Raw genomic sequence first — 18850 nt, forward strand, 5'->3', positions numbered from 1 at the left:
TTTATTCAATTATTTTTTCTCTATAGCAAATTAAAAATCCTACTAATATAGTTTTAGTATCAATTAAATTATAAAATCCAAGAAATACCCAATTTGATAATATTAAAAAGACTCCTGTACCAATAAATAATAAGTTAATGTTTTTAATGAGTTCATTATTGCTTTTTCTCTTTTTAAAGAAAAAGTAAATTGTATAAAAAAATATTAACAACCCTAACAACCCTGATTTTAGAAAAACAATCATAAAGCCATTGTGAAGTATAGATATAAATCTCAATTCCATATCTCCAAGATATACTTTTTGTCTTAAATCTATTCTAGAACCAAGTCCTTTACCAAATATGACATCAACAATTCCTCCTTTTGAAACTTGTCTTACAGTCATAATATTTTCGTAAGCACGATAATGATCATTAAAATCTTTATAATCATCTCTTTTAATTTTAGTTTTAAAAGTTTCTGATGGTGCTACTTTAATTTTATATAAAAATGCTTCAATTCCTTCACCATTACGCTTTGGGTTTATATATAAAACTGTTGAATATCCTATTATTGATAACAATATTATAGAGGTAAATACCAAAATTGATTGCTTAGTAATTTTAAAATAACCTTTCATGGCAACCACTAGAATTAGTAATTGCAAAAAGTTGGTTCTTGCTAAATATAAAAATACTGAAAAACCAATTATTGCAATTAAAAGCTGAATTTGTTTTTTGGTATAGTTTAATTGAAACTTTTTGTGAAAAATTAATATTGCTAAAATATACACTTCATAATCACTAAAATAACCACCATATTCTCTAATGTCATTCACTGTTCTAATTCCATAAACTACAACCGCAAAAAGAACAACCGAGATGTGAATGATAGCTATTATAAAACCTGTATTGATTAAAAGTTTAAAGCCGTTTTGAAGAGTTCTTTTGCAAATTTGATATCCTATAAAAAAACCAATTATAGGTTTAAACAAATAAGTAACATCCCTAATGATATAATATTTTTCATAATCGTGAAAAAACATTACAAATAGTGCAATAAAGAATACAATAAAAAAAGGTATTGTAATTTTTAAAATTGAAGTTGAATATGATTTAGTAATTGTTACTAAAACCCCAATTGTCCAAGTACTAATTGTCAATTCAAAATGATCCAGATAGGGTATAGCGATGCATAAAAAAAATATGAATTGATAAAAAAAATTATTTGGTATGGTTATCTTCATTATTCGATATGCTTTAATATTTTTGCAGGAACTCCACCAATTACAACATTATCTGGAAATTCTCCATTCACAACAGCTCCAGCAGCAACTACCGAGTTATTTCCTATTTTTGAACCATCTAAAAATGTGACTTTTGCACCAACCCAAATATTATTTCCTAAGGTTATTCCTTTAGAAGTAACACCTTGTTCTCTGATTAGTTTTGAAGTGTCTTGAAACTTGTGGTTTTCTGAATGAAAAGAAATGTATGAACCCATTATTACATCATCTCCAATTACAATTCCTCCTGGTGCTCCAAAATGTGTGAAATCTCCAATAGCAGAATTATTTCCCATTTTTAATCCTTTCCCGTATTTTGAGAAATGGCTTGTAGATAATAAATTTGAATAAGCTCCAATTTTTACGTTGTTTCCTAATTCTATTTTTTCTTTGGCATAACCGTCAAGTCGGGTATGTTTTTCTATAGTAACATTTTTACCAAAAACAATATTACTTTTATTTAAAAAAGTACAATTTTTACCCACAAATACTTTTTTCTGTAAAAACAAATATCCTCTAATAACCATAATTAACCGCAAAAAAAGTGTATGGTAAATAAGTCCTACTGGTATATCCTTGTCAATGGTATATGACTTACCTGTTTTACTTATTAATCTTTGAACTATTGACTTAATCATTGCTTAATTACTACTTATTTTTAAAGTATTTTTTCTTACGCAAGATAAATAAAATATAATTATTATGATCTCAGTAAAAATTAGTGAATAGAGTACACCATACACTTCATAACTTGGAATAACCAATCTGATTAATAAAAGACTAATAATGACCATTATAGCTGTTAATCGAATGTAGAATTTTTTATAATTAAAGGCTAAAACTAATTGTTTCAATGGTGTAGAAATTGCCATTAATAATGGAATAAAAATAGCAACTTCTAACAATTCACTTAAGAAGTATCTATTCGTTGGATTAAAGTAAGAGACTATTTCATAAGAAAACACGTAGAAAAAAATCATTCCGGTTAATACAAATAGAAAGTTTAAGCCGTTATAAATTTTCCAATTTCTGAAAGCTACATTTGGAGTGTGTTCCACTTCATAACAAACTTTTGGAAAAATAAAGTTGAAGAATAAAAATATATATGTTTTAAATATTACAATTATCTGTTCGATAATTTTATATTGACCAGCCATTAAATTACTACCAAAATAACTGACCATAATTACAGGAGCATAGAGTTGGAGCGAAACAAAAATTTGAGAAGAAAACATAGAAAAGTCATTTTTCAAATGCTTTTTTATTTCTAGAAATGATACAACTTTTAGATTAAAACTATACTTTTTAAAAATTAAAAGTAGTACAAATAAATTGGCAATTATCATTCCCAAGCCCCACCAAAGGTTGATATAAATATAATCTTCAACAACTTTTACAGTTAAAAATATTCCAGTTAAATAAATTACTTTAGAAATTATGTTTAATAATGTAATCCATTTTACATTTTCAACACCTTGCAAAAACCATGTTGGATTTACAAACTGTCCTATTAAAACAGATAAGCTAAAAACAAATAGTATTTTCTCTTTTCTAAAATACGGAATATAAAAAAAACATAGCGTTGCAATCAATAATACAACCATTAAAATAACAAACTTAACGGCATAGGTTGTTAAAAATATTTTTTCGGTATTGGCATGATTATCTCGATTAATAGAAATTTCTCTCACACCAACTATATCTGAACCATAATCAACGAAAACAATTAAAAAAAAAGCAATTGCCATTCCAACGGCTGTTTTTCCAAAGTTTTCTTCACCACAAATATTTACTATATAAGGAACAACAATTAAAGGAGTAACCAAATTAAACAACTGTCCAAACCCATAAACAGAGAGCTTATGAAATTGCTTATTTTTAAATAAAATTGAAGTAATTCTATTTAGCATTAGCTCCCTTATTATAAAGTTTGTTTAACTGCTCTTTTAATTTATCTCCCTTTGGATAAATTGAAGGTCCATTTAATTGTCTAGGATTTTTTCTTTTTAAAACTCCGTTATTTTTGTCTAAAGTGGTGTTGTTTTCATCCGGTCTAAAATACCAATATATTTCTTCCCCCTTGGCTTCAAAAGTTGATTCTAAATAGGAAACGCAAATTTTATTTAAAACAATTTCTTGATTCAAAATATTATTTCCAAAATCTATTCTCAATTGATTAGGTAAAATATTATTTGGAATTTCGATTACAATTTCTTGATTTTTAATTGAACCATCTGTTTTCTTCCAAACAGCTTGTTCTTCTTTAAAATCTATGGAGTTGTCAGAAGTGTAAAAAACTCTAATTGAGTCATTTTCTTTTATAACGGTTTCAATTTTAATGATGACTTTATTGGAATCTTTATCTCCATTACAAGATGTAAACAGAGCCAAAATAATGACAAGAAAAATAGATTTTATAAAGTGTTTCTGCATTTGATTAAATTTAAACAAAATTACTTTAAAAAAACAAAAAACCACAAACTATAAATTAATTTGTGGTTTTCATTTTCTTTTGAACTAATTTAATTAGTTATTTTAACTATTTCATCTAAAATTGGTTGATTAGGATAAAAATATGGTGTTGTAAACTTTTCGTTATTTTTAAGGAAAGTGATTGTTCCATTAACTTCGTCTATTTTAGTGTTAATTGCTTCATTTTTCACAAAATAATTAAAAAATTCTGATCCTTTAACTTCAAATGATTTACCGTAATAACTAATTTTAAATTTCTCTAAAATAATATCTCCTTGGTTTTCATTGATACCAAAATCAAAACGAATATTAGTAGGTAAAATTTCTTCTGGAAATTCTACAATAACTTTTTGACTTTCAGGTTGTGCTTTTACTCCTCTCCATATAGCTTTATCTGCAGTAAAATTAATAGTTTTGTCTTCAGTATAATATACTGCAAAATCATCTTGTATTAGACTAATAACATCAAATTCAACTATAAAATTTTCTTTTAAATTAGTGTCTTTTGATGTTTCTTCTTTTGTTTCTGTAGAAGTTTCTTTTTTACATGAACTAACAATAAATACAAAAAAAACTGGTATTAAAAATAATAGACTTTTTTTCATTGTTTCTAAATTAAATATTTTGAGCAAAAGTATATTTTTTTTTAATATTTATTTATTTTTTTTCAAGTTTAATATAATTTAATATTGCATTTCTATCCTGACTATTTTTTACGATGTCATTATCATAAATTATTTTAAATCGAACCTTTCTATCTAAATCATTTGAAAAAGAAAACTTTTCTTCTAAATTATTTTCAAGGTTACTTAAATAAACATTAGCAATTTCTGTATCATCAATCTTAAAAACAAGGTGTGCGTTTTCATTATCTATAGGGTTTTTAGGCAAACTAACTCCTTTAACAACTAGATCATATTCTCCTTTTTCTAATGTAATGAATGTGGATTTTTTTTCAGTATTTTCAAATAAAATCATGTTTCCAATACCGTCAAATGTAGCCGTTTTAAACATATCTAATCTTATCGAATTTTTATCTGAATTTTTATCTGATTTGGGAACATAATATTTAGTCCAACAATCAAAATAACTAAAATCTTCTACTAAATTAAAATTCTCTTTTAAATAGTTTTCGGATTTTTCTGTAAGTTCATAATTCTGAAAATGAGCTCCGATAAACCAGAATGGAACTTCTCTAGTTTTTTGAGTTTGCATGTTGTCAACAAAATCCTGTAATTTTTGCTCTCTAGTATTAGTATTAATTGAGTCGTTTTTAAAAAAGTAGTTTAAGTGCCATGCCCAAGTAGATACTACAATTGCATTTGAAGTGTTTTTCTCAATGATTTTTTTTGTAAGCTCTTCATATTGAGTTTTAGATGGTGTATTATAATAATTTTTTACAGCCAATAAATCAGTTAATGATATTGTGACAAAAATTAAAAGTATAATTCTTTGAATGATTACTTGTTTTATATTTGTAATTGATATAGCTAAAATTAATATAATTGCAGGTAAAACACTTATAAAATATCTACTTATTATCATTGGTATATCTAAATATGACCTTAGAAAAGGGATAAATAAAGTTATAAATATCCAAATAGTTAATACACAAAAACTTAAAAGACTTTTGTTATCTTCTATATGTTTTTTGGATTTTTTATTAAATGTGGTATTAAAATAAAATAAACTTAACACAAATACTATGTACAACAGTGATTCTGCTCCTCCAAATAAATCTTTAAATAACTGTGTGTAGACATCTAAACCAGGTGGTTGTATCCAAAATGATTTTATTTTAGTAACTATAAAGAATATTTTTATAGAAGGCAACCATAATAGTAGTATTAAAAAACCTGTAATTATTGTTTTTTTAATAAATGGTATTTTTTCGCTTTTAGGTTTCTCTAATAATACTAAAACAAGGATTAAAACTTGAGCTACCAATACAAACAGTCCAAAAAAATGAGTGTTTATCATTAATGCTGCAAAAATTCCAAAATATGTAGCATTTTTTAAATTATTATCTCTTATGAAAAGAATTAACCTATAAAAGGACAATATTGTAAACAATGATAGCAATACGTATGGTCTAGCTTCTTGTGAATACCAAATATGAAAATAATTTACACATAGTAAAAGTGCTGCAATTATTCCAGTTTTTTTAGAAAGCATAGTTCTTCCTAATAAATAAATTGCATAAACACTAGCAACACCAATTATTGCACTAATCATTCGCATTGCAAATGAGGAATGTCCAAAAACATATGCAACAATTCTCGTTATATGAAAATATAAGTGAGGCATTTGTTCTCTAAAAGCCATGATTTCATAAAATTCAGAATAACTTAATTTGGGATCTGATTCTATCATTGTGTGTATTTCGTCAATCCATATACTTTGAAAATCTATATGATAAATACGTAATATTGCTGCAAAAATTAATATTGCAATTAAGATATAGTTATTTTTTATTTTGTTTAACATAATTATTTTTTGGTTAATTCAGTAGTACTTTCAATGAATTCTAAGTAGATTTTATCGTTTGGTGCAGTGATGTTTTTTCTAGTACTTAGTTGTAATAGCAAAACTATAAGTGTAACGGAGAATAATTGCAAAATTATTCCTGATATTATTAGTATTAAACTGGATGCCCAACCAGGAATGGCTGTATCAGTAAAAATTTTTTGAAATAAAATATACATTACACTAATGAAACAAACTCCAATACCATATAAAGAAAATTTTAATATTCTTAAAGAAAGAAAATCAAAGTAAACTGCAATTGAACTTAATCCATGAATAATCAAATTATTCATATTCATTTTTGAAACTCCTTTATACCTTTTTCCTCTATCTAATAATAATTTATCAAAAGGTATTTTTGATTGAATCACAGAACCAGAATAATGATTCCAAATATTACTTTGATTTGCAATTTTTCCTAAATGCTTCTTTGGAATTATACTGTAGTTTCCAAAATTTATACGTTGTCCTGTTAAAAAATAAAATAAATATTTATAAAAGAAATAGCCTGTTTTAAAAAGAGTTGACTCTTGTCTTTTTTTTCTTTGGGCAAAAATAATTTTATTTGATAATTCTGCTTCAGCTTTTTCAATTAAGCATGTAATATGTTCTGGCTTATCTTCTCCGTCACAATCCATTACAACCAAATAGTCAATATCTTTTATTTCATTATAAATATATTGAATGCCAATTGCTATAGCTCTTTGGTGTCCAACATTGATTTTTAGATTTAAAATAGAAGTAGAAATGTCATAATCAAAATCATTATTTTCTTGATTTGAACCATCATTTACAACAAGCAGTGATATTTCATATTGATCTAAATAGTCTTTCTGGACTTTACTTATATTCTTTATTAAGATACTTAAGCTTTCCCAATCATTATAAACTGGAGTTAAACAATATATTTTTTTTATTTGTTTCATTTTTTATTGATTATTTCATACTCATATATTAATTCTAAGAGTAATGTTTTTTGGATTTTTTATAAAATAATCAAATAAAAAATCCGTGTAAATTTATACGTTTTTTTTGAATATTAAATAACAAAAAAATTGTACTTTGCTCTTAAATTCAAATTGGCATAAATGCATAAACCAATATTAGGCATAATTTCACCCTGTTACAACGAAGAATTGGTTTTGAATCAAACTTCAATGCAATTAAACACAATTATTAAAGATTTAATATCTAAAAATATTATTTCTGAAAATAGTTTTATTGCATTTATTGATGATGGTAGTGTAGATAATACATGGAAAATTATTAAAGACAATTCTAATAACTTTACAAATATTAAAGGTTTAAAATTAGCCAAAAATGTAGGCCATCAAAATGCTCTATTGGCTGGTTTACTTACTTATAAAAATGAGGCTGATGCTTTAATTTCGATTGATGCTGATTTACAAGATGATATTTCGGTTATTGAAGAAATGATTAGTAAGTTTTCTCAAGGAACAGATGTAGTTTATGGTGTTCGAAAAGAAAGAAAAACCGATTCTTTTTTTAAAAGAAATACAGCGCTGCTTTTTTATAAGTTAATGAAAAAAATGAGGGTTAATCTGGTATATAATCATGCCGATTTTCGACTTTGTAGTAAACGTGTTTTGAATGCATTAGAGGAATATGGAGAAGTCAACTTGTTTTTAAGAGGTATTATTCCAACTATCGGTTTTAATCAAGGTGTTGTGTATTATGATCGTTTAGAGCGATTGGCAGGAAAATCAAAATATTCATTTTTAAAAATGATGTCTTTTGCTTGGAACGGAATTACTTCTTTTAGCAATTATCCTTTGCGATTGGTTACAATTATTGGTTTTGTAATCTTCTTTTTATGTTTGATTATGTCTGCTTATGCTCTTTTTGGACTATATACTGGCAATTATGTTCCTGGTTGGTTATCTACAGTTTTACCTATGTACTTTTTAGGTGGTGTGCAACTTTTTTGTTTTGGAATTATTGGTGAATATATTGGTAAAATTTATTCAGAAGTTAAAAAAAGACCAAGATATTTTATTGATAAAAAAATCGACTAAAAGATATGGAAGAAAATTTTGAAAAAAAATACCATGATGTTGAAACCAATCATTGGTGGTTTAAATCAAGAAGAAAATATTTAATTGATTTACTTAAGAATAGTCCTAAAGATTCTAAAATTTTGGATATTGGTTGTTCTTCTGGTGTTTTCTTAAAAGATTTGGAAAATTTAGGTTTTGATTCTATTAATTTATATGGAATTGATATCAGTGAAAAAGCCATTTCTAATAGCAAGAAAAATGGTCTAACCAATACTTTTGTTATGGATGCTCAAAATATCACCTTAACAGAAAAGTTTGATATTATTGTAGCTTCGGATTGTTTAGAACATCTAGAAAACGATACAAAAGCTCTAAATAATTGGGAAAGTTTACTAAAACAAAACGGTAAAATGTACGTTTTTGTTCCTGCTTTTATGAGTTTATGGAGTTATCATGATGAAGTTAACATGCATTATAGACGTTACAAAAAAAATGAATTAAGATTAAAAATAGAAAATGAAAATCTAAAAATTATTAAATCTAGTTATTGGAACTTCTTCTTGTTTATTCCTGTTTATGTTTTTAGAAAAATTTCATCAATATTCCATCAAAAAAAATCAGGAGAAAGTGATATTACAATTGGAAATTCTTTCCTAAACAATACTTTACTCCAACTTTTAATTTTTGAAAATAAACTATTAAAAATGATAAATTTCCCTTTTGGAGTCAGTACTTTTTGTATTGCTAAAAAAAGAAATTAAATATTTCTTAAACTAGTTTCCCAATCGTTAATTTGAATACCAAATGTTTTTTTAATCTTTGATTTATCTAAAACACTATAAGCTGGTCTTTCTGCAGGTGTTGGATAACTTGTTGTTGGAATTGGATGTAAATCTATGGTAATATTATTAATTTCAAATATTTTTTGGGCAAAATCGAACCATGAGCATTGACCTTCGTTGCTGAAGTTGTAAATTCCGAAAAGATTTTGGGTTGTAGGTTGTAGGTTGTAGGTTGTACAGATTTTTATTAAACCTTCTGCTAAATCAACTGCATTTGTAGGTGTTCCAATTTGGTCATTCACTACTGATAATTCTTCTCTTTCAGAAGCTAAACGCAACATAGTTTTCATGAAGTTATTTCCGAATTTTGAATAAACCCATGAAGTTCTAATGATAAAATGCTTTTCCCAAAGTTCTCTAATTGCATCTTCTCCATCAAGTTTGGTTTGTCCGTAAACTCCTGTTGGATTTGGTTCATCTAATTCAGTATATGGAGTTGTTTTAGTACCATCAAAAACAAAATCTGTAGAAACATGCAATAAAACAGTATTGTTCATTTTACACACTTTAGCTAAATTCTGCGAACCTAAAACATTGATTGCATATGCTTTATCAGATTCTGATTCAGCTTTATCTACTGCAGTATAAGCTGCTGCATTTATACAATAATTTGGGATAAATTCATCAAAAACTGCATTTACATTATCATAATCCGTGATGTCCAGCTTTTTTGAATCACAAAATACAAATTCTATATCTGAATATTTTTCAGCAATTGATTGGAGTGTTTGTCCTAATTGACCATTTGCACCTGTTACTAAAATTACCATACTTTTTTCGCGTTTTTTAATTCTGGTAAATCTTGATCTTTCTCTGAAATAATGCAGTTTTCAATGGGAAATTGCCAATCTATATTCAGTGATGAATCTTTGTAGCTAATTCCTCCTTCACTTTCTTTGTTGTAAAAATTATCACATTTATAGAAAAATGTAGCTGTTTCACTTAACACAATAAAACCATGTGCAAAACCTCTTGGTACAAAAAATTGTTTTTGGTTTTCTGCTGAAAGTAAAACAGATTCATATTGTCCATAGGTTTTAGATTCTGGTCTAATGTCAACAGCAACATCTAAAACTTCCCCTTGCAAAACACGAACTAGTTTTGCTTGAGCATGTTCTTCTGTTTGATAATGTAGTCCTCTTAAAACTCCTTTTGAAGAATATGATTGATTATCTTGCACAAAATGAACATTATGACCAATTCCTTTTGCAAAAGTGTTTTCATTAAAACTTTCCATAAAATAACCTCTTTCGTCTTTGATTATTTTTGGTTCAATGATAAAACATCCTTCTAATTTTGTTTCTATAAAATTCATTTTCTATGACAATTACAATGGCAAAAAATCAATTTTAAAATTATAAAATCTTATTTCTTTGCACTTTGTTTTAGTTTCTTATATCTATTTTTCTAACAAACTCATTAAATGAGTTCCATAACCACTTTTTAGTAAAGGTTGAGCCAATTCTTTTAATTGATTAGCATCAATGAATCCCATTTTATAAGCTGCTTCTTCAATTGCTCCAATTTTTAGACCTTGTCTTTCTTCTATTACTTGAACAAATTGTCCGGCTTGCATCAAAGATTGAAAGGTTCCTGTATCTAACCAAGCGGTTCCTCTATCTAGAATACTAACCTTTAAGTTTCCTCTTTTTAAATATTCTTTGTTAACATCTGTTATTTCTAATTCTCCTCTATGACTTGGTTTTATATTTGCTGCAACCTCAACTACTGAATTATCATAAAAATAAATTCCTGGAACAGCATAATGTGATTTTGGATGCTCTGGTTTTTCTTCAATAGAAAGCACATTGCCTTCTTTGTCAAAATCTACTACACCATATCTTTCTGGATCATGTACGTGATAAGCATATATTATTCCTCCCTCAGGATCATTATTCGCTTGAAGTAATTCTGCTAAACCAGTTCCATAGAATATATTATCTCCTAAAATTAAAGCAACTTTATCATCACCAATAAATTCTTTTCCAATAATAAAAGCCTCTGCTAAACCGTTAGGATTCTCTTGAACAGCATATTCAAAACGACAACCTAATTTTTTTCCATCACATAATAATTGTTGAAATAATGGCAAATCATGAGGCGTAGAAATAATTAAAATTTCATTAATTCCAGCCCACATTAAAGTTGACAAAGGATAATAAATCATTGGTTTATCGTAAATAGGCATTAATTGCTTACTTACTGCCAAAGTTAATGGATGAAGCCTTGTTCCTGAACCACCTGCTAGAATTATTCCTTTCATATTATGCTAAATTTCTTTTATTCATTTGTTTTTTATAAAATTTTCTAAAGAAAACTATCATCATAAACAAGAAGACAAATAAAATTGGTAATACTATTTTAAGTTTTCCATTTGTTCCTTCTGTATCTTTGATGTTTAAGGTTGAACTTACCTCTTTTATTATATTTTGATAATTAATGAGTCTAACTCTATTGTAGGTTTGTTTGTTTATTAACTGTTCTTTTGAATTAATAACTTCATTTAATTGATTGTTTTCGCTGATGTAAACAGAAGTTGATTTACTTGACTGTTTTGGTAACTCATTTAGTATGTCATTAATCTGTTTAAGTGTTTCATCATTAGATTTTATTTCTAAATTTAAACTCAATTGCATTTCTTTTTTTACATTCGAAAAGTATTCAGAAGTTTCTAAATATTTTAAAATGGGAGTTATTAGATCTTCATTTTTAATTGATTTGCTAGTCTTAATTTTTATTAAATGATACAAATAATTTTTTGCTGTAGTTTCATTTTCTAGAATTTTTTCTAAATCACCTTCTTCAGCCATTAATTGAATTAGTTCAAAATTTGATTCTTTTTCTTGTATGAATTTATAAACGTCAATAATTGGTTCAATTTCAATTAATTTGAACTTTTTAGGCTCTTTAATTCCAATAGATTTTAAAAAAAGAGTGTCATTTTCTTTTCTTTTAGCGTTTATTAAATTTATTTTAGCATATAAATAATCAACACTATTGAAATTTGGCAAAACCACTACTTCATGATCGTAGACTTTTGTTTTATTATCTAGAAAATATCCTAAAACAATACCAATTATAAAAAGTGCAGCTACTATAATTATGTTTCTTTTTATAAATAATATAAAATCAAAAAAAACATCGATAAGTTTTTGAAAAAAATCTCCTATCTTTTTTGACAATTGACCTAAGTCTAATTCTTGGTCTTGTGAATTTGTATTCATGTTTCTTATTTTGTGTTAAATATTTGTTCTAAAATTTTTATAGTAATTAAATAGGTTGGTTTTACACCTGTTGTTCCTAAACCTCCTGAAGCTAATGTGCTTCCTGTTTCTAATGGGTTATCTGAAGCGTAATAAGCATATCTAACTTTTACGTTTGGATTTATACTTTTTCTAATTTTTGATGCCGATTGAATTGCTTTTTGGTAATAAGCTCCTTCCATTTCTAAACCTATTGCTTCCCAAGTTGAATCGTGAAAGAATTTTAATAGGTCTCTGTTTTGAAGTGATGTTCCTAAAACAGTAACCATTGGTCCAGCAAAAACTGGAATACTGTTTCCTTCAAACATTTCTTTAGTCAACTCATTTTCAAAAGGATAATTATCTGCCGTTCCTTCATTGATATGAGCATTTGGAATCATAATATCTCCTTTTCCTCCTTCAAGAATTCCTGCTTTCCCCATTATGGAAACTGACTCTACGTTTAAAAATATTTTTGTTTTATCTATTTTATAAGGTTTCAATAACTCATCAATGGTTTCAAAGGCTTGTTCTCCAAATGCATAATCCATTACGATTAAAACAGGTTTTTCTTTTTCAAATGTAGCAGATTGAAAAGCTGATTTTTTAAAATCAATTTGAGCCGTATCAAAAATCTGAACATCAATGTTAGTTCCTGAAGTGTCAGGTAAAGAAATCATACCGTTTTTAAGCGCGTAATCTTCGACTTTTTTTCGTAAATCTTTGTTGCTAGAACTACTTAAGTCTTCAAAAATCTGAAATTCTGTAGCTTCTTTGTATTTTTTTCCAATTACAGGTTCAGCAAATACTGAATTCATCACACTATGCATATTCGCACTAATGATGTGTATAGGTCTTCCAATTAAATTGTTTTTTTGTAAAACTTCTTTAATGTTGTTTGCCCAAATTTCTCCATAAATATGATGCCCTAAACGTTCCCTTAAAATTGGACTAAAAGTTATGGTTCTTTTGTTGTTTAAAACCACTTCTTCAATGGCTAATTTTCCTAACCAATATACAATGTGCAAAAAGCGTTCTGGTGCTTCTGGTGTAGAAAAATCAGGATAAATGTTTTGAACCTCTGCAAAAGTTCTACCCAAAACACTCGAAATATGTGAAATGGCTTTTTCTCTTTCCACAACAGTCATTTTCTTGTTCTGAAAAACCATTTGTTCTAATTTTTGCCAATCGCGAGTTAGTTCTCCAGATTCATCTACTAAAACTCTATCTTTAATTTTGTGAGATTCGATGAAAATAAAAGTCAAATGTGTCAAAATATCATAAATATCAGAACGACCACGAGTGATTTCCACATTCATTTGTTCGTCGTCAATTCTGTAACAATTTCTTCTTCTTTTTGGAGGAACAATTGGTGTAAAATGCGAATTAGAATAGCCTTCATCTGAAGTTAAATTGATAAAACGACATTGTTCTATGCCAATAGGAAGTCTTTCTATAACGTATAATAAACCACTTAATTCAACTTTTTCTTCGGCAATACTTCCATATATTTCTGGACGTAATGATAATAATGCCTCACGCAATGTTTCTCCTGAAACTCCCATTGGTTTGTAAAAACCTCTGTTAAAAAGGTGACGCATACTTATATATAAACGTTCAATGGCAGCAGAAGATTCTTGAGCTCTTGAACGTGATATGTTTTTAATTTCTTTCATGTATTGTATTTCTAACCTGCAAATATAGTATTTTTAGTTTTCTTGTTGAGTTATTGAAATTTTAATCTTAGGTAAATAATTTGGTTCATCTTCTAATATCCAATTTCCTCTTTCAAATTTATATGTTTTTGTTTCGTTTTTTGAAAGATCAATAAAAGGCATGATGCTACCTGATTTACTTCCTGATAAAACTTGAAAATTATCTTCAATGTTTATTATTTCAAAGGCAACAAATAAGCCTTCTTTTGGTATTATGATTTGATGCTCTAGTAGGTTTATTTTAGCAAAAGAAAACCCTTTTCTTTTTTGTTTAAAAAGATTACCTTCAACATGTGTTAATGGTTCTGATTTAACTGAATCGACAATTTCAATAATTGAATTGTTTGTTATATCTTTTCCTATATTTTGAACTGAATCTGATTCAAAAAAACGGATTTTATATACTGCTTTTTTATCTGAAATATTTAAAGCCATTACATTTATTGATTCAATTATAACTTTTTCATTTTCTGTGGGCTTTATTCCATTTAGATAATAGGCTTTTAAACTTGTGGCTTTTATAATATCTTTTTTAAGGCTATAATCTTCTTTTGATGAATCAAACCAAGTTTTATTTTTCTTACTTGCTATTATTATCTCTTGCTTTAAGAGTTGAATATGAGTAAGATAAGTTTTTCTTTTAAGGTCTTTGACCAATACTTTTTTTATTTCGTAACCCGTTGTAAAAAACCAAAGTGTATCTGTTTTCTTAAAATTTTTCTTTTTAAATTCACCTTTTTCATCTGCTGAAAAATTTAATTCTGGTTTAGAAGTAAATACTCCAACATAAGCAATAGGTTTGCCTGAAATACTATCTAAAACAACCCCTTTTACTTGTGCTGAAAGGGAAAAAGTGGTTAGTAATAGGAGAATTATTTGTTTCATTTTAGTTGGTTAAAGTGAGTTGAATACTCATATCATGAAAATCTTTTTCTTTTATTGGTTTTGCAGTAAATAAATAGGCTTTGTTTTTGGTAATAGAATAAACGGTTGGTTCTTTATTAAAAAAACCTTTTATACTAGGTTCGTAACTTATACCATTAAATTTTCCTTTTTTTCCTTCCATTGTATAGGTAAACTCATATTTATTTTGTTCAATAATTAAGTTTTCAAAACCTATCATTAATCCTTCTTCAGGAAATAAAATATTGTATTTTGAAACGTCTATCATTTGAATATGTTTACCTTTTTTGCAAGTTATGATAATGTCTTCATTAATTAAATTATTTTCGATTTCACCTAAAGAATCTGTTGTAAATATTCGTATCTTTATTTTAGAGTCTTTTACTCTAGATTTTGTCATAAAGCTAATATTTTTTACATACTTGAATTCATAAAATTTATCTTCAAATTTAAAAAGTTTAGCCCATATGTGTGATGTTCCTCCATTACTATAACCCGTTTTAGGTTTCTTAATTTCACCAATAATAATTTCTTCATTATTTTTTTTATCTGTAACAATAACTTCATTTAATTCATACGTTTTTGGAGCAAGTTTTATAATTAAATCTGAACTTTTGGATATCTTTTTATCAAAATAACCCAAATTAGAAACATGAATTATGTTTAAAGAATCTTTGTGTGGCAAAATAAAATTTCCGTTTTCATTTGTGTTGACACCTATCCTTGAGTTTTCATATAAAACTGCTGCATAAGCAATAGGTTTACCTGAAATACTATCCAAAACTACACCTTTTACTTGGGCAGAAAGGGAAAGTGAGATTAATAATAAAATAAGGGTTTGTTTCATATATTTATTTTAGAAGCTGAATCAAGTTCAGCTTGAAAAAAGATTAGGTTTTTAGTTTGTAAGAACGTTGCTTTTTAAAATATAACGTTCATATTCTGTCATTCTGAACTTGATTCAGAATCATTTTTCTATTTTCTCTCATCTATACTCTTCCTAACTTATCAGCAATTTCTCTATTATCACTCAATCTTGGTAATTTATTTTGTCCACCAAGTTTTCCAATGGATTTCATGTAGTTTTGAAAATCATTTTTTGGTACTTTTGAAATTACTATTGTTCTCAATACTTTACCAACAATTAAATCATCGTAATATACATTCTGCTTTCGCATGGCATTGTCGATTTTTAACGCAAATTCATCTAAATTATTAGGTTCGTTTTCAAATTCTATGAACCATTCGTGATATGGTAAACCTGAAGTGGGATTGATTTGTGGTGCAACAGTGAATTCATTAACTCGAACTTCAGTGTTTTCAACAGCTTCTTGTAAGGCACTTTCAACTTCTTTAGCAATGACGTGTTCTCCAAAAGCTGAGATGAAATGTTTTATTCTTCCAGAAACTATAATTCTGTATGGTTTTAAACACGTAAATTGAACTGTATCACCAATATTGTATGCCCAAAGTCCAGCGTTTGTAGAAATGATTAATACATAATTGATTCCTAATTCAACTTCTCCGATTGTATATCGTTTTGCATCTTGATTATGAAATTCTTCGGCTTTTATAAATTCATAGAAAATACCTGAATTTAACAACAATAACATTCCTTTTTCTGTTTGGGAATCTTGATAAGCAAAAAATCCTTCTGAAGCTGGAAATAATTCAATAGAATCTACTTTTCGACCGATTAAATTTTCGAATTTAGCTCTGTAAGGTTCATAATTAACTCCACCATAAATAAATAAATTGAAGTTTTTAAAGGTTTCTCCAACGGGTTTTTTCGCTTTTTCTTTTAGTTTTTCAAAATACATTTGCACCCAAGAAGGAATTCCAGAAATGACTGCCATGTTTTCATTTATGGTTTCTTCAACAATTGCATTGACTTTAGTTTCCCAGTCTTCTATGCAATTGGTTTCCCAACTTGGCATTCTATTTTTTTGTAGATATGTTGGTACAAAATGAGCTACAATTCCGGATAAACGACCTAGTTTTATACCGTTTTTGTCTTCTAAAATTGGACTTCCTTGTAAGAAAATCATTTTTCCGTCTACAAAATCGGCTTTTCCTGTTTCGTGAATGTAGCTTAAAATAGCATTTCGAGCGGCTTGAATGTGAAAAGGCATTGATTCTTTGGTCAATGGAATATATTTGGCTCCTGATGTTGTGCCTGATGTTTTGGCAAAATAAAGTGGTTTTCCTTTCCAAAGAATGTTTGGTTCTCCTTTTACAACTTTATCAACATAGGTTTTTAAACCTTCATAATCTCTTACTGGAACTTTGTTTACGAAATCTTGATGTGATTTTATTTGCGAAAAATTATGGTCTTTTCCGAATTGGGTTTCAGATGCTTGGTTGATTAATTCGAAAAACACTTTTTGTTGAGTTTCCACTGGTTTTGAAACCCACTTTTGTGTTTTTTGATGGATGCTTTTGGCAAATATTTTTGCTGCGAAACTTTTTATACTCATAGTTTGTAAATTAGCCCAGACAGCAATGGAAAGCTTTTTTGTGAAAAAATGTAGTTTTTGTAGTTGTAAAAAAGCGACCAAAGGAAGCTCTTTTTATGACTTACAAAAACACGTTTTTTGCAAAAAACTTGCAATGAATGGCTGGAAATAGCTCCTAAAAACATTATTGAAAATTAATATATTGCGTTGGATTTATTGGGAAGCCTTCTTTCCAAAGTTCGAAATAAAAATTTCCACTATTGTTTTGAAATTCTGTGCTTCCAGATTGACCAATTACTTCTCCTGATTTTACGTTATCTCTTGCTGATTTTGTAAGAAATGAAATATTTTTATAAACAGAAATTAATTCGTCTTCATGTCTAACAATCACTACATATCCTGAAGTTGGTGTCCAATCTGTAAATAAAATGGTTCCAGAAGCTACGGTTTTGATTGGAGTTTCTTTGGCAACTGCAATTTCGATTCCGTAGTTTTTTGATGCAGCGTTGTAATTTTTAATAATTTTTCCGTTTGTGGGTGGAAATAAAACGAAATTTACTTTAGGCTTTGCATTGTCAAACACATTGTATTTGTCTTCAATAGCTACTTGTTCTCTTAATTCTTGTTCTTCTTTTGTAGTTTTTACATCAAAATCTTCAGCTTTGGCAATCGTATTGCTTTGTAGAGAATCTTTATTCAATTTAGCATATTCTAACTCACCAACTAAAACTTTTTTGATAGAAGCAATGTATTTATTATTTAGTTCAACATTATTCTGCAATGAATCTGATTTTATAGCTAAAACAATGGCATCTTGTTTTAATTTAGTAGAAGCATAACCAGGAATATATTCGCGAAGTGGTGTAAATGCAATAATGTAGGTTGTGATGGAAATTAAAAAAATAGCTGAAAGAGTCACCACCACAAAGACATTCATTAAATTTAATTTTAACGAGAACGTTTCTTCAAAAGTATCCTCATTAAGAATTACTAATCTTCTTTTATTGAATAATTTGTTCTTTAAAACTTGTCTTTTAATTTTTTTTTGTGGCATTCTAGCAAAGATTTGTTTTACAAATATAATAATTATGCTTTGTTAAGGGTTTAGCTTTACGATAATTATTAGTTAAAAAAGTAGCATTTGTTATTTTCTTTTTATCTTTGCAGTATTAAATTTTGAAAAATGAATGCATTAGCTATATTTTTAGGTATGATTGGAACTCCACAAATTATATTAATTGTGGTTATTATTTTATTGCTTTTTGGTGGTAAAAAAATTCCGGAAATGATGAAAGGCCTTGGTGGTGGTGTTAAAGAATTTAAAAACGCTATGAAGGAAGAAGAAAATAAAGATTCTAAAAAAGACGAAACGACTACGAAAGAGTAGTTCTTTTTAAATTCCAAAAAATAAA

At 27.4% G+C, this 18850-nt stretch carries 19 protein-coding genes; 3 read left to right on the forward strand and 16 right to left on the reverse strand.

The features are described 5' to 3' along the window. Position 1: 1 nt before the first annotated feature. The 7 genes from AABJ49_RS03415 to AABJ49_RS03445 all read right to left on the reverse strand — a co-directional run bounded on the left by AABJ49_RS03415 (position 2) and on the right by AABJ49_RS03445 (position 7188). Positions 2-1225 (reverse strand): hypothetical protein, encoded by a 1224-nt coding sequence (locus AABJ49_RS03415; RefSeq protein ID WP_338376113.1) that lies wholly within the window; start codon positions 1223-1225, stop codon positions 2-4. Next, positions 1225-1902 carry an acyltransferase gene (locus tag AABJ49_RS03420; RefSeq protein WP_338376114.1) on the reverse strand — a complete coding sequence of 226 codons (678 nt, stop codon included), beginning with the start codon at positions 1900-1902 and terminating at the stop codon, positions 1225-1227. The genes AABJ49_RS03415 and AABJ49_RS03420 overlap by 1 nt, the downstream gene beginning before the upstream one ends. 3 nt (positions 1903-1905) lie before the next feature. Next, positions 1906-3174 (reverse strand): oligosaccharide flippase family protein, encoded by a 1269-nt coding sequence (locus tag AABJ49_RS03425; RefSeq protein ID WP_338376115.1) that lies wholly within the window; start codon positions 3172-3174, stop codon positions 1906-1908. Beyond that, the gene (locus tag AABJ49_RS03430; protein WP_338376116.1) at positions 3164-3697 is read right to left on the reverse strand and encodes a hypothetical protein; all 534 of its coding nucleotides are present in this window, start codon (positions 3695-3697) and stop codon (positions 3164-3166) included. The genes AABJ49_RS03425 and AABJ49_RS03430 overlap by 11 nt, the downstream gene beginning before the upstream one ends. 89 nt (positions 3698-3786) lie before the next feature. Then, a complete protein-coding gene (locus tag AABJ49_RS03435; protein WP_338376117.1) occupies positions 3787-4341 on the reverse strand; it encodes a hypothetical protein in 555 nt (184 codons plus the stop codon). Positions 4342-4393: 52 nt separating this feature from the next. Then, the gene (locus AABJ49_RS03440; RefSeq protein WP_338376118.1) at positions 4394-6223 is read right to left on the reverse strand and encodes a glycosyltransferase family 39 protein; all 1830 of its coding nucleotides are present in this window, start codon (positions 6221-6223) and stop codon (positions 4394-4396) included. A 2-nt stretch (positions 6224-6225) separates the two neighbouring features. Then, the gene (locus tag AABJ49_RS03445) at positions 6226-7188 is read right to left on the reverse strand and encodes a glycosyltransferase (protein WP_338376119.1); all 963 of its coding nucleotides are present in this window, start codon (positions 7186-7188) and stop codon (positions 6226-6228) included. 162 nt (positions 7189-7350) lie between these two features. On the opposite strand from AABJ49_RS03445, the gene AABJ49_RS03450 reads away from it, so the two are divergent. Continuing rightward, the gene (locus tag AABJ49_RS03450; protein ID WP_338376120.1) at positions 7351-8298 is read left to right on the forward strand and encodes a glycosyltransferase family 2 protein; all 948 of its coding nucleotides are present in this window, start codon (positions 7351-7353) and stop codon (positions 8296-8298) included. A gap of 5 nt (positions 8299-8303) precedes the next feature. Next, the gene (locus AABJ49_RS03455; RefSeq protein ID WP_338376121.1) at positions 8304-9041 is read left to right on the forward strand and encodes a class I SAM-dependent methyltransferase; all 738 of its coding nucleotides are present in this window, start codon (positions 8304-8306) and stop codon (positions 9039-9041) included. Here AABJ49_RS03455 and rfbD read toward each other — a convergent pair. From rfbD to AABJ49_RS03500, 9 genes are all read right to left on the reverse strand, one after another. After that, complete coding sequence (gene rfbD, locus AABJ49_RS03460; RefSeq protein WP_338376122.1) at positions 9038-9892, reverse strand: dTDP-4-dehydrorhamnose reductase; 855 nt, start codon at positions 9890-9892, stop codon at positions 9038-9040. The two genes, AABJ49_RS03455 and rfbD, sit on opposite strands and share 4 nt — an antisense overlap. Further along, the gene (rfbC, locus tag AABJ49_RS03465; protein WP_338376123.1) at positions 9886-10437 is read right to left on the reverse strand and encodes a dTDP-4-dehydrorhamnose 3,5-epimerase; all 552 of its coding nucleotides are present in this window, start codon (positions 10435-10437) and stop codon (positions 9886-9888) included. The genes rfbD and rfbC overlap by 7 nt, the downstream gene beginning before the upstream one ends. Positions 10438-10521: 84 nt before the next feature. Then, positions 10522-11385, reverse strand: a complete 864-nt coding sequence (gene rfbA, locus AABJ49_RS03470; protein ID WP_338376124.1) for a glucose-1-phosphate thymidylyltransferase RfbA — start codon at positions 11383-11385, stop codon at positions 10522-10524. Position 11386: 1 nt separating this feature from the next. After that, positions 11387-12346 carry a hypothetical protein gene (locus AABJ49_RS03475; protein ID WP_338376125.1) on the reverse strand — a complete coding sequence of 320 codons (960 nt, stop codon included), beginning with the start codon at positions 12344-12346 and terminating at the stop codon, positions 11387-11389. Between the two features lie 5 nt (positions 12347-12351). Continuing rightward, a complete protein-coding gene (locus AABJ49_RS03480; RefSeq protein ID WP_338376126.1) occupies positions 12352-14040 on the reverse strand; it encodes a hypothetical protein in 1689 nt (562 codons plus the stop codon). 33 nt (positions 14041-14073) lie between these two features. Continuing rightward, positions 14074-14964, reverse strand: a complete 891-nt coding sequence (locus tag AABJ49_RS03485) for a hypothetical protein (protein WP_338376127.1) — start codon at positions 14962-14964, stop codon at positions 14074-14076. A 1-nt stretch (position 14965) separates the two neighbouring features. Continuing rightward, positions 14966-15829 (reverse strand): carboxypeptidase-like regulatory domain-containing protein, encoded by an 864-nt coding sequence (locus AABJ49_RS03490; RefSeq protein WP_338376128.1) that lies wholly within the window; start codon positions 15827-15829, stop codon positions 14966-14968. Positions 15830-15971: 142 nt separating this feature from the next. Beyond that, positions 15972-17459 carry a GH3 auxin-responsive promoter family protein gene (locus AABJ49_RS03495; protein WP_338376129.1) on the reverse strand — a complete coding sequence of 496 codons (1488 nt, stop codon included), beginning with the start codon at positions 17457-17459 and terminating at the stop codon, positions 15972-15974. 163 nt (positions 17460-17622) lie between these two features. Continuing rightward, positions 17623-18492, reverse strand: a complete 870-nt coding sequence (locus AABJ49_RS03500) for a M23 family metallopeptidase (protein ID WP_338376130.1) — start codon at positions 18490-18492, stop codon at positions 17623-17625. A 129-nt stretch (positions 18493-18621) separates the two neighbouring features. On the opposite strand from AABJ49_RS03500, the gene AABJ49_RS03505 reads away from it, so the two are divergent. Continuing rightward, the gene (locus AABJ49_RS03505; RefSeq protein ID WP_338376131.1) at positions 18622-18825 is read left to right on the forward strand and encodes a twin-arginine translocase TatA/TatE family subunit; all 204 of its coding nucleotides are present in this window, start codon (positions 18622-18624) and stop codon (positions 18823-18825) included. Positions 18826-18850 lie beyond the last annotated feature (25 nt).

Origin of the sequence: uncultured Flavobacterium sp. (assembly GCF_963922255.1) — a bacterium.
Classification (GTDB): domain Bacteria; phylum Bacteroidota; class Bacteroidia; order Flavobacteriales; family Flavobacteriaceae; genus Flavobacterium.

Excerpts from the sequence above, each read along its gene's own strand:
- rfbA (WP_338376124.1), bottom strand. The coding sequence starts at position 11,385 with ATGAAAGGAATAATTCTAGCAGGTGGTTCAGGAACAAGGCTTCATCCA.
- AABJ49_RS03475 (WP_338376125.1), bottom strand. The coding sequence starts at position 12,346 with ATGAATACAAATTCACAAGACCAAGAATTAGACTTAGGTCAATTGTCA.
- AABJ49_RS03435 (WP_338376117.1), bottom strand. The coding sequence starts at position 4,341 with ATGAAAAAAAGTCTATTATTTTTAATACCAGTTTTTTTTGTATTTATT.
- AABJ49_RS03425 (WP_338376115.1), bottom strand. The coding sequence starts at position 3,174 with ATGCTAAATAGAATTACTTCAATTTTATTTAAAAATAAGCAATTTCAT.
- AABJ49_RS03440 (WP_338376118.1), bottom strand. The coding sequence starts at position 6,223 with ATGTTAAACAAAATAAAAAATAACTATATCTTAATTGCAATATTAATT.
- AABJ49_RS03455 (WP_338376121.1), top strand. The coding sequence starts at position 8,304 with ATGGAAGAAAATTTTGAAAAAAAATACCATGATGTTGAAACCAATCAT.
- AABJ49_RS03420 (WP_338376114.1), bottom strand. The coding sequence starts at position 1,902 with ATGATTAAGTCAATAGTTCAAAGATTAATAAGTAAAACAGGTAAGTCA.
- AABJ49_RS03450 (WP_338376120.1), top strand. The coding sequence starts at position 7,351 with ATGCATAAACCAATATTAGGCATAATTTCACCCTGTTACAACGAAGAA.
- AABJ49_RS03505 (WP_338376131.1), top strand. The coding sequence starts at position 18,622 with ATGAATGCATTAGCTATATTTTTAGGTATGATTGGAACTCCACAAATT.
- AABJ49_RS03485 (WP_338376127.1), bottom strand. The coding sequence starts at position 14,964 with ATGAAACAAATAATTCTCCTATTACTAACCACTTTTTCCCTTTCAGCA.
- AABJ49_RS03415 (WP_338376113.1), bottom strand. The coding sequence starts at position 1,225 with ATGAAGATAACCATACCAAATAATTTTTTTTATCAATTCATATTTTTT.
- AABJ49_RS03495 (WP_338376129.1), bottom strand. The coding sequence starts at position 17,459 with ATGAGTATAAAAAGTTTCGCAGCAAAAATATTTGCCAAAAGCATCCAT.
- rfbD (WP_338376122.1), bottom strand. The coding sequence starts at position 9,892 with ATGGTAATTTTAGTAACAGGTGCAAATGGTCAATTAGGACAAACACTC.
- rfbC (WP_338376123.1), bottom strand. The coding sequence starts at position 10,437 with ATGAATTTTATAGAAACAAAATTAGAAGGATGTTTTATCATTGAACCA.
- AABJ49_RS03490 (WP_338376128.1), bottom strand. The coding sequence starts at position 15,829 with ATGAAACAAACCCTTATTTTATTATTAATCTCACTTTCCCTTTCTGCC.
- AABJ49_RS03445 (WP_338376119.1), bottom strand. The coding sequence starts at position 7,188 with ATGAAACAAATAAAAAAAATATATTGTTTAACTCCAGTTTATAATGAT.
- AABJ49_RS03500 (WP_338376130.1), bottom strand. The coding sequence starts at position 18,492 with ATGCCACAAAAAAAAATTAAAAGACAAGTTTTAAAGAACAAATTATTC.
- AABJ49_RS03480 (WP_338376126.1), bottom strand. The coding sequence starts at position 14,040 with ATGAAAGAAATTAAAAACATATCACGTTCAAGAGCTCAAGAATCTTCT.
- AABJ49_RS03430 (WP_338376116.1), bottom strand. The coding sequence starts at position 3,697 with ATGCAGAAACACTTTATAAAATCTATTTTTCTTGTCATTATTTTGGCT.